This is a genomic window from Rhizobacter sp. (assembly GCF_031412495.1).
GTDB lineage: Bacteria > Pseudomonadota > Gammaproteobacteria > Burkholderiales > Burkholderiaceae_C > Schlegelella_A.
Genome location: NZ_JANODC010000031.1, coordinates 1 through 9,001 on the forward strand (window position 1 = coordinate 1; position 9,001 = coordinate 9,001).

Consider the following 9,001-nt stretch of genomic DNA (forward strand, 5'->3'; position numbering starts at 1 on the left):
CATCGTCATCGACACCTTCGACACCTTCATGTCGAAGCGGGTCAAGCGCCTGCTCGACGTGATCGCCGACGTCGTCTGCTTCCTGACGCTGTCGGGCATCGGCTGGCTGATCTTCCGCCGCGCCGCCCGGGTCGCCGACTATGGCGACACAACCAACGTCCTGAAGCTGCCGCTCGCGCCGGTCGCCTACCTGATGGGCACGATGATCGTGATCGCCGGGCTGATCCACCTCTGGCTCATCTTCGTGCCGCACCCCGAGACCGAAGACGGCAGCACCGCCCTATGACGGAAGCCCTCCTCGGCCTGGCGGCGCTGCTGGCGCTGTCGTTCGTGCGCGTGCCGATCGCCATCTCGATGGGCCTGGTCGGCTTCCTGGGCCTGTGGTGGTTGCGCGGCGTCGGCCCGGCCATGGCGTCGGCGACGACGGTGGTCTACGAGTCCGGCTTCCAGTACACGCTGTCGGTCGTCCCGCTCTTCATCCTGATGGGCAACTTCGTCACCCGTGCCGGGATGTCGAAGGAGCTGTACCGCGCCGGCTACACCTTCGTCGGCCATTTCCGGGGCGGCCTGGCGACGGCCACCGTGCTCGCCTGCGGCGGCTTCGGCGCGATCTGCGGCTCGTCGATCGCGACCGCGGCGACGATGACCAAGGTCGCCTACCCGTCGATGCACGAGCACGGCTACTCGGACCAGCTCGCCGCCGGCACGATCGCCGCCGGCGGCACGCTCGGCATCCTCATTCCGCCGTCGACGGTGATGGTCATCTACGGAATCATCACCGAGACCAACATCGGCCGCATGTTCGCGGCCGGCGTGCTGCCGGGGTTGATCGCCATCGTCCTGCTCTGCCTGGCGGTGCAGTACATCACCTGGCGGGACCCCGCCGCCGGCCCGCGCGCCGAGCGCGCCGCCTGGAGCGAGCGGCTGCGCGCGCTGCGCGACGTGTGGGCGGTCGGGGCCCTCTTCGTCATCGTCATGGGCGGCATCTACGGCGGCGTGTTCACGGCCACCGAAGGCGCGGGCATCGGCGCCTTCGGTGCCTTCGGTTTCGCCCTGTTCCGGCGCGTCCTGTCGCCGCGGGCCCTGCTCGACGTGCTCGTCGAGAGCGCGCGCACGACGGCGATGCTGTTCATGATCCTGGTCGGCGCGCTGGTCTTCGCCAGCTTCGTCAACTACACGGCCATGCCGGCGGAGCTGAAGAGCTTCGTCATGCAGTACCAGGTGAACCCCATCGTCGTGATGATCGCCATCTGCGGCATCTACGTGATCCTCGGCACGGCGATGGAGGAGCTGTCGATGATCCTGCTGACGGTGCCCGTGTTCTTCCCGCTGGTGGTCGGCCTCGGCTTCGACCCGGTCTGGTTCGGGATCATCATCGTCATCGTCGTGCAGATCGGGCTCATCAGCCCGCCGGTGGGCATGAACATGTTCGTGGTCAAGAACATGCTGCCCGGCGTCTCGACGGCGACCATCTTCCGCGGCGTGACCCCGTTCGTGATCGCCGAGATCGTGCTGCTGGCGATCATCGTCGCCTTCCCGCAGCTGAGCCTCTGGCTGCCGCGCCTGCTGAAGCTATAGGCGCTGCGCCCGAGCGCCTGCGCTCAGCTGAGCATGTTCGTGTCGCCGCACACCGAGAGCGCCTGCCCGGAGATCGTCGCAGCGCGCTGGCTGGCGACGAAGACGACGTAGTCGGCGAGCTGCTCTGCGGTCACGTACTCCTTGAGGGAGGTGCCGGCGAAGGCGCTTTTCTCGATCTCCTCGAACGACAGGCCGCGCGCCTCGGCCTTGGCGGTGAGCACGCGGCGCTGCCGCTCGCCGGCGACGATGCCGGGGAGCAGAGCATTGACGCGGATGCGCTCCGGGCCGAGCTCGATGGCGAGCGAGCGCATGAGGCCGATCACGCCCCACTTCGCCGCCGCATAGGGCGTGCGCAGGGCGAAGCCGAGCCGGCCGGCCAGCGACGAGACGCAGACGATGCTGGCGTTGCCCGAGGCGCGCAGCGCCGGCACCGCCAGGCGCACGCAGTTGAACTGACCGGTCAGGTCGACGGCGAGCGTGCGGTCCCAGGCCTCGGGGTCGATCGCTTCCACCGCCCCGGTCGGCCCGGCGATGCCGGCGTTGTTGACCAGGCAGTCGAGCCCGCCAAGATGCGCCAGGGCAGCGGCGAACCAGCGCCCGACCTGCTCGCGATCGGCCACGTCGCAGGAGACGGCGTGCAGGGCCGGGTCGCTGCTGGCTAGCGCGGCCAGGGCGGCGGCATCGGCGTCGCCCACGGACACCCGCGCACCTTCGCGCACGAAAGCGCGGGCGATCGCCAGGCCGATGCCCGAGGCACCCGCCGAGACCATCACGCGCGCGTTGGTGAGGCCGAGATCCATGTTTGCTTCCTCATGTCCTAGGCCAGCGGCAGGACGCCGCGGGCCTCGATGAACGCCGCCGTGCTGCCGATGTCCTCGAGCAGCACATCGCGCGCCGTCGCCGCGTCGCCGCGCTCGATCGCAGCGACCAGCGCCGCGTGGCAGCGCACCGCCGCGCCGCTGGCGAGCCGGCCGGGGCCGGCGCGCATGTCGAGGTTGAGCACCGGCCCGATGCGCAGCCACAGGCCTTCGATGATCGCCGTCAGCGCCGGCATGCCGGCGGCGCGGTAGACGGCGAAGTGCAGGCTGGCATTGGCGACGATCGCCGCGTCGATGTCGGGCACGCGCCGCTGGCTCTCGCGCCGGAACGCCGACTCGTGGCGACGCAAGGCGGCGCGCTCGGCGCCGCCCAGCCTGCGCGCCGCGCACTCGGCGGCGAAGCCCTCGATGCCGAGGCGAATGGCCGTCAGCTCGCGGAACTGGGGCGCCGACATGAGCGGCACCTGCACCGCCCGCTTCGGCGCGACCTCGAGGGCGCGCTCGGCGACCAGCCGCGCCACGGCGTCGCGCACCGGCTGCATCGAGACACCGAGCCGCCCGGCCAGGCTGCGCAGCGAGAGCCGGTCGCCCGGGGCGAGCAGGCCGGTGACGAGCTGGCCGCGCAAGGTGGCCAGCACCTCGGCGCTCAGGGTCGGGTCCATGGCTTCGGCGATCGACGGGGGCAGGCGGCGGCAGGCTCGGTGAAGGCCCGCTGGACACGAGGCCGGATCCGGTGCACGATAACTGTGATCACAGATCGTGGCAAGGAGACAACGCATGACGCACCCGATCGATTCCCGCCGCCGCACGCTCGTCGCCGGCGCCTCCGCCGCCTCGGCCGCGGCCCTGCTCGGCTTTCCGGCCATCGGTCGGGCCCAGGCCGACGTCATTCGCATCGGCCACCTGACGCCGCGCACCGGCTTCCTCGGCCCGCTCGGCGAGTTCGCGGTGCAGGCGGCCGACATGGCCGTGGCCGAGATCAACGCCGCCGGCGGCGTCAACGGCAGGAAGCTCGAACTCCTGAAGGAAGACTCGGTCAACCCGCAGACCGCCTCGACCAAGGCCGAACGCATGATCGAGCGCGACAAGGTCGCCTGCATCATCGGCGAGATCTCGTCGGCCTCGTGCCTGACCATCAGTCAGGTCGCCGAGCGCACGAAGACGCTCTTCATCAACACCGGCGGCAACTCCGACGAGCTGCGCGGCAAGGGTTGCAAGAAGTTCATGTTCCACATCGAGAGCCAGAACTCGATGTACGTGAAGACCTGCGGCCGCTCGCTCATGGCGCAGGGCCTCGTCAAGGGCAAGAAGTGGTTCTCGCTGACGGCCGACTACGCCTTCGGCCACGACCTGCTGCGCGTCTCGAAGCGCTTCATGGCCGCCAACGGCGGCGACTTCGCGGCCGACAAGCTGGTGCCGACCGACGCCACCGACTTCTCGCCGCTGCTGCTCGAGATCCGCAGCGCCCGGCCCGACCTCGTCATCTCCAACCTGGCCGGCAACCAGGTCACCAACTTCCTCAAGCAGTACACCGAGTTCGGCCTGCAGCATCCGATCGCCGGCTTCGGCTTCGACACCGCGCTCGCCTGGGCCGCCGGCAAGGGCAACTTCCACGGCACCTGGCCCGTGGTCTGGCACCACCTGATCGACACGCCGGACAGCAAGCGCTTCGTCGCCGAGTTCACGAAGCGCTACAATCGCCCGCCCGAGAACCAGGCCTGGGGCGACTACAACGCCATCCGGCTGACGACGCAGGCCATGGCCGAGACGAAATCGACCGAGTCGATCAAGCTCGTCGAGCACTTCGAGAAAGGCGCCAAGTTCGGCCTCATGAAGACGCGCGAAGGCTACTTCCGCAAAGCCGATCACCAGATGATGCACGAGATGTACACGGTGCAGGCGCTGGCCCCGGCGGATGTCAGGAACAACTGGGACATCTTCCGCTCCTCGGCGCCGGTGCCCAGTGCGGGCGAATCGCTCGAGGTGATCGCGACCACCGCCGAGGAGAACGAATGCAGGATGGCCTGAGGGGCTGAGAGACCGAGAGGCGCCGCCGTGCTCGTCGCCCAACACCTGCTCAACGGCCTGCTGGCCGGCGCCTATTACCTGCTGATCGCGCTCGGCCTGTCGCTGATCTTCTCGCTCGGCGGCATCGTCAACCTGGCGCACGGCGCGTTCTATGCGATCGGCGCGTACCTGGCCGTGAGCATCGGCCAGCAGCTCGGCTTCGGCGCGGCGGCAGTGCTCTCGCCACTGGCCGTCGGCGTGCTCGGCGTGGTGATCGAGCGGCTGCTGTTTCGCCGTTTCTACAAGGCCGACCCGGCCCTGTCCTTGCTGCTCACCTTCGGGCTGGCGATGGTTGCCGAGCAGGCGCTGCGCATGATCTTCGGCGCACCGCCGCTCTCGTGGTCGATCCCCGAGGCACTGCGCGGCCAGGTCTTTCTGGGCGACTTCGTCTACCCGCGCTACCGGCTGCTTCTCCTCGGCGTCGCGGCGGCGTGCGTGGCGGGCCTGTGGCTGCTGCTGCAGCGCACGCCGTTCGGCCGCGTCGTCCGCGCCGGCGTGCAGAACCCCGACATGGTGAGCGCGCTCGGCATCTCGCTCGAGCCCTACATGGCGGCGATCGCCTTCCTGGGCATCTGCCTGGCCGGGCTCGCCGGCGTGATGCTGGCGCCGATCTTCTCGATCCATCCGGCCATGGGCGCCGAGATCATCACCTCGGCCTTCGTCGTCGTCGTCATCGGCGGCCTCGGCTCGTTCTGGGGCGTGGTCCTGGCGGCCATCGTCGTCGGCCTGACCAAGGGCGGCGTCACCGCCGCCGGTTACCCGCAGTACTCGGAAGCGGCGATCTACCTGCTCATGCTGCTGGTGCTGCTGGTGCGGCCGCGCGGCCTGTTCGGCGAGCGCATCCAGCGCTTCGAGTAGGCCCGAGCCACGCCGCTCGCCCCCCCCGCCGACAGAACGCCATGCCGTCCCGCCGCGATCTCCTCGTCGCCGCCATCGCGCTGGCGCTGCTGCCCTTCGCCCTGTCCGTGCTCGGCCTCGGCATTACCTCGGCGACCGAGGTCGTGATCTTCGCCATCGCCTGCCTGGCGCTCAACATCCTGGTCGGTACGACCGGTCTCACCTCGTTCGGGCACGGCGCCTGGTTCGGCCTGGGCGCCTACGCGGCGGCGATGGCGCAGCTGAGTCTCTTTCCGGGCTCCTTCGTTCTGCCGCTCGCCATCGGCCTGGCCGCGGTGGCCGTGCTCGCCACGGCGTTCGGCTTCCTCATCCTGCGCCGGCGCGGCGTCTACTTCTCGCTGCTGACGCTGGCGCTCTCGGCGATGCTCTATTCGGTCGCCTTTCGCTGGACCGAGGTCACCGGCGGCGAGAACGGCCTCGGCGGCCTGACCCGGCCCGTCGCCTTCGGCCTCTCGTTCGAAAGCGCAGGTCTCTACTACGCGCTCGTCGCCACGATCAGCTTTCTCGCCGTCGCCGCGCTGTGGCGCTTCCACCGTTCGCCGCTCGGCACGGTGCTCGTCGCCATCCGCGAAAACGAGCAACGGGCGCGCTTCGTCGGCTACCCGACCGACCGCGTCAAGCTCGTCGCCTTCGTCGGGTCGGCGGCGCTCACCGGCCTGGCCGGCATGCTGCTCGCCTTCAACAACCGCATGACCTCGGCCGAGCCGATCTCGGTCGCCTTCTCGGGCGAGCTGCTGGCGATGGTGATCATCGGCGGCATGCGCTCGTTCCTCGGGCCGGCGCTCGGCGCCCTGTTCTTCGTCATCTTCCGCGACTCGCTCTCGCGCGCCACCGAGAACTGGCTGCTCTTCTTCGGCATCCTGTTCGTCGCTTTCATCGTCTTCTCGCCGACCGGCCTGGTCGGCCTGTACGCGCGGGCGACGGCGCGCTGGCGCAAGCGCCCGGCGGGCGACGCGGCGATGGCCGACCGCCTCGCCGGCACGGTCGTGCTGCCGGCGTTCCTGCGCCCGCCGCCGAGCGCTGGCGCGGCCATCCTGGAAGCGAGCGGCCTGGCCAAGCAGTTCGGCGGCATCCGCGCCGTCAAGGAGATGTCGCTCAGGTTGCGCGACAAGAGCCTGCACGCCCTCATCGGCCCGAACGGCGCCGGCAAGACGACCGCCTTCAACCTGATCTCGGGCCTCTTCCCTCCCGACCGCGGCACGGTCGCCCTCGCCGGCCAGCCGATCGCCGGCCTCGCCCCGGAGGCGATCACGCGCGCCGGCATCGGCCGCTCGTTCCAGATCACGAACCTGTTCGCCACGCTCTCGGTCGAGGAGAACGTGCGGCTGGCGGTGCAGGCGCGCCACCCGCAGCGCTTCTCGGTCTGGGCCGACGCCGCTGCGCTCGCCGATGTCAACCGCGACACCGCCGAGGTGGTGCGCACGATGGGCCTGGGCGGCGTCGAGGGCGCGCCGGCCGCCTCGCTTTCCTACGGCGGCCAGCGCCTGCTCGACATGGCGCTGGCCCTGGCGACGCGGCCGAAGCTGCTTCTCCTCGACGAGCCGCTCGCCGGCCTGGCCGCGGCCGAGCGCGAGCGCGTCGGCCGCCTCATCAAGTCGATCTCGGCCGACCTGCCGGTGCTGCTGGTCGAGCACGACATCGACCGCGTCTTCGCCCTGGCCGACGCGGTCACGGTGATGAACGACGGCGAGGTCCTGCTCGACGGCAGCGTCGCCGAAGCGCGCGACTCGCCGCTCGTGCAGGCGGTCTACATCGGCGCCGGCTCGCACGCCCTGGCGGAGCGGGTGCGGCCGAGTGCGGCCGAGGCCGGGACGCTGCTCGCTATCGAGGGCGTGAACACCTTCTACGGCAAGAGCCACATCCTGCGCGACGTCAGCCTTTCCGTGCACGAGCACGAGATCGTCGCCCTGCTGGGCCGCAACGGTGCCGGCAAGTCGACGCTGCTGAAGACGATCATCGGCGTCGCGCCGCCGGCCAGCGGCAGCATCGTCCTCGCCGGCGCCGCGCTCGCGGGCCAGCCGGCGGCGCTGATCGCCCGCCGCGGCGTCGCCTACGTGCCGCAAGGGCGCGGCCTCTTCGCCGGCATGTCGGTGGCCGAGAACATGGAGCTCGGCCGGCTGAAGCGGCGCAACGATGCCGGCATCCACTGGGACGAGGAAAAGATCTTCGCCTTCTTCCCGCGCATCAAGGAACGCTGGCGCGCGCCGGCCGACTACCTCTCGGGCGGCGAGCAGCAGATGGTGGCGGTGGCGCGCGCCCTTTCGGGAGACACCCGCCTGCTGCTCCTCGACGAGCCCTTCGAGGGCCTGGCGCCGGCCATCGTCGAGGAGCTGTTCGAGGCCTTCGACAAGCTGCGCCACGAGGTCGCGATCCTCATCGTCGATCATCATCTCGACCTCGCGCTGGCGCTGTCCGACCGCACGGTCGCGCTCGAGCGCGGCGCGGTGACGCACGTCGGCCCGTCGGCCGCGCTCTCGCGCGACCTCGAGCTCCGGCGCAAGGTACTCTGGCTGTGAAGGAAGTAGGTTCATGAGCGACGCGCAACGAACCGCCGGCATCGTCGGCGCCGGCCTGATCGGCCGCTCCTGGGCGCACGTCTTCGCGCGCGCCGGCTGGCAGGTGCGCGTGTGGGACCCGGTGCCGGCGCAGCGCGAAGCGGCACACGCCCTCGTCGCGCGCTCCCTGCACGAGCTGCAGGCGCACGGGCTGGTCGACGACGCCGCCGCCGCCGCGGCGCGGGTGCAGGTGGTGGCGACGCTCGCCGAGGCGGTGCAGGCGGCCGAGTACGTGCAGGAAAGCGGCCCGGAGACGCTCGACGCCAAGCGCGCGACCTTCGCTTCGCTCGACGCCGCGACGCCGGCCGCATGCATCCTCGGCTCGTCGACGTCGGCGATCGTCGCCTCGCAGTTCACCGAAGGGCTTGCCGGCCGCGCCCGCTGCCTCGTCGCCCATCCGGTGAACCCGCCGCACCTGGTGCCGGTGGTCGAGCTGTGCGGCGCGCCGTGGACTTCCGCCGAGACGAAGGCGCGCGCCCGCGAGGTGATGTCGAGCGTCGGCCAAAAGCCGATCGAGGTCCGGCGTGAGATCGACGGCTTCGTCCTCAACCGCCTCCAAGTGGCGCTGCTGACCGAAGCGTTCCGGCTGGTGCAGGACGGCGTCGTCAGCCCGCAGGACCTCGATCACACCCTTGCCGACGGCCTCGGCCTGCGCTGGGCCTTCATGGGCCCCTTCGAGACGATCGAGCTGAACGCGCCCGGCGGCATGGCCGACTACTGCGAACGCTACGTGCCGTGGTTTCGCCGCTACCTGGCCGATCTGCCCTCGAAAGAGGTGTGGAGCGACGAACGATGGCGCGACGCGGCTGCCGCCTGGGGGCCGCCGCCGCAGCCGTCCGAGGTGGCGGAGAAGAGCCGCTGGCGCGACGATCGCCTCGCCGCGCTGGCGGCCCACAAGCGGGCGCAGAAGCCCGCACCGACGAACTGAACTCACGAAAGCCCGGACATGGCCACGACCCAGAGCAAGCAACGCAAGGTGATGATCACCTGCGCCGTCACCGGCGCCATCCACACGCCGAGCATGTCGCCGCACCTGCCGATCACCGCCGACGAGATCGCCGAGGCGGCGCTCGGCGCGCACGAGGC

At 70.6% G+C, this 9,001-nt stretch carries 9 protein-coding genes; 7 read left to right on the forward strand and 2 right to left on the reverse strand.

The genetic code is table 11. The features are described from left to right. Nucleotides 1-286 (forward strand): TRAP transporter small permease subunit (locus AC30N0_RS01110; RefSeq protein ID WP_489516098.1); only part of this gene is annotated, 286 nt, incomplete at its 5' end. After that, on the forward strand, nt 283-1,578 hold the full coding sequence (locus AC30N0_RS01115) for a TRAP transporter large permease (RefSeq protein WP_489516099.1): 1,296 nt from the start codon (nt 283-285) through the stop codon (nt 1,576-1,578). The genes AC30N0_RS01110 and AC30N0_RS01115, both read left to right, overlap by 4 nt. A gap of 23 nt (nt 1,579-1,601) precedes the next feature. Here AC30N0_RS01115 and AC30N0_RS01120 read toward each other — a convergent pair whose 3' ends face one another. Both AC30N0_RS01120 and AC30N0_RS01125 read right to left on the reverse strand, forming a co-directional pair. Further along, entirely contained in the window at nt 1,602-2,378 is a 777-nt protein-coding gene (locus AC30N0_RS01120) for an SDR family oxidoreductase (protein ID WP_489516100.1), read from the reverse strand. Between the two features lie 17 nt (nt 2,379-2,395). Further along, complete coding sequence (locus AC30N0_RS01125) at nt 2,396-3,058, reverse strand: GntR family transcriptional regulator (RefSeq protein ID WP_489516101.1); 663 nt, start codon at nt 3,056-3,058, stop codon at nt 2,396-2,398. Between the two features lie 115 nt (nt 3,059-3,173). On the opposite strand from AC30N0_RS01125, the gene AC30N0_RS01130 reads away from it, so the two are divergent. From AC30N0_RS01130 to AC30N0_RS01150, 5 genes are all read left to right on the forward strand, one after another. Beyond that, entirely contained in the window at nt 3,174-4,424 is a 1,251-nt protein-coding gene (locus tag AC30N0_RS01130) for an ABC transporter substrate-binding protein (protein ID WP_489516102.1), read from the forward strand. A gap of 27 nt (nt 4,425-4,451) precedes the next feature. After that, entirely contained in the window at nt 4,452-5,321 is an 870-nt protein-coding gene (locus AC30N0_RS01135; protein ID WP_489516103.1) for a branched-chain amino acid ABC transporter permease, read from the forward strand. 41 nt (nt 5,322-5,362) lie between these two features. Then, complete coding sequence (locus AC30N0_RS01140; RefSeq protein ID WP_489516104.1) at nt 5,363-7,876, forward strand: branched-chain amino acid ABC transporter ATP-binding protein/permease; 2,514 nt, start codon at nt 5,363-5,365, stop codon at nt 7,874-7,876. A gap of 13 nt (nt 7,877-7,889) precedes the next feature. After that, nucleotides 7,890-8,843 (forward strand): 3-hydroxyacyl-CoA dehydrogenase, encoded by a 954-nt coding sequence (locus tag AC30N0_RS01145; RefSeq protein WP_489516105.1) that lies wholly within the window; start codon nt 7,890-7,892, stop codon nt 8,841-8,843. An 18-nt stretch (nt 8,844-8,861) separates the two neighbouring features. Further along, nucleotides 8,862-9,001 (forward strand): 3-keto-5-aminohexanoate cleavage protein (locus tag AC30N0_RS01150; RefSeq protein WP_489516106.1); only part of this gene is annotated, 140 nt, incomplete at its 3' end.